The sequence below is a fragment of the Pseudomonas sp. MF09156 genome (assembly GCF_059862305.1).
This window is the reverse complement of record NZ_JCBCUR010000049.1, coordinates 1-1192: the sequence shown is the minus strand read 5'-3', so window position 1 is coordinate 1192 and position 1192 is coordinate 1. Positions and strand designations below refer to the sequence as shown.

1 protein-coding gene is annotated in these 1192 nt (G+C 53.8%); it reads right to left on the bottom strand.

What is annotated here, in order from left to right; all coding sequences use genetic code 11:
- Positions 1 to 144: 144 nt before the first annotated feature.
- Positions 145 to 1122, bottom strand: coding sequence for an IS5 family transposase (locus tag AC19YY_RS30970; protein WP_033902000.1), 978 nt, complete (start codon positions 1120 to 1122; stop codon positions 145 to 147).
- Positions 1123 to 1192 lie beyond the last annotated feature (70 nt).

Genomic DNA, 1192 nt, shown 5'->3' with positions numbered 1-1192 from the left:
GGAAGGTCTGAAGTAAGCAGCCGTTTTTAACGGCCTCGCTGTCTGAGGTTCAAAAAACACCGACTTAATCGAAAATCAGACCTTTCCTCCTGTCAGTTCACTGTTTTTTGCGGAATAGCACCTTTTCAGGGCTCATTGTCCACATCACAGGCGCACCTCGCCTGCATTCAACAGTCGTTTTCGCATCATCCACAGGTTCGATAAGGCAAACAGTGTGGTCTGCTGCGCGGTGTTTTTCACCAAGCCTCGGAAGCGGACTTTCGTATAACCAAACTGGCGCTTGATCACCCTGAATGGATGCTCAACCTTGGCCCGGACTTGAGCTTTCGCGTATTCGATTTTGCGGCGCATGCGACCGATCAGGCTCTTTTTTGCATGCTTCTTATAGCTGCTGGGGCGCGCTGCGATCGACCAGATCATCTGGCGATGTTGATGCTCCGCACGCTTCTCCACGCCGGTGTAACCGGCATCGCCAGAGACGTAAGTTTCCTCGCCATGCAGCAACTGATCGACCTGAGTCACGTCCGCCACATTCGCCGCCGTGCCCACCACGCTATGTACCAGACCGGATTCAACATCGACACCGATGTGCGATTTCATCCCGAAATAGTACTGATTTCCTTTCTTTGTCTGGTGCATTTCGGGGTCGCGTTTACCGTCCTTGTTCTTGGTCGAACTGGGCGCATGAATGATCGTCGCATCGACCACAGTTCCCTGACGCAGCAGCAAACCTCGGTCGCCCAAATAGCCGTTGATGACCTGCAAAATCCCACCGGCCAGCTCATGTTTTTCCAACAGCCGGCGGAAGTTGAGGATCGTGGTTTCATCCGGAATCCGATCCAAATGCAGCCCGGCAAACTGGCGCAGAATCGTGGTTTCGTAGAGGGACTCTTCCATCGCCGGATCGCTGTAGCCGAACCAGTTTTGCATCAGATGAACCCGCAGCATGGCCATCAACGGATACGCCGGACGACCGCCTTCACCCTTCGGATAATGCGGCTCGATCAACGCAATCAGGCCTTTCCAGGGCACGACCTGATCCATCTCAATCAGGAAACGCTCACGGCGGGTCTGCTTACGTTTGCCTGCGTACTCGGCATCAGCGAAAGACATTTGCTTCATCGGGGCTCAACCGTTCAGTTCGTGGGACAGCCGTATCTCACCAGATTTGGAAGTCTTTTTCAGAGTTTCC

What these genes read in the sequence shown, in the direction of transcription:
- AC19YY_RS30970 (WP_033902000.1), bottom strand. Translation starts at nt 1,122, where the DNA reads ATGAAGCAAATGTCTTTCGCTGATGCCGAGTACGCAGGCAAACGTAAG.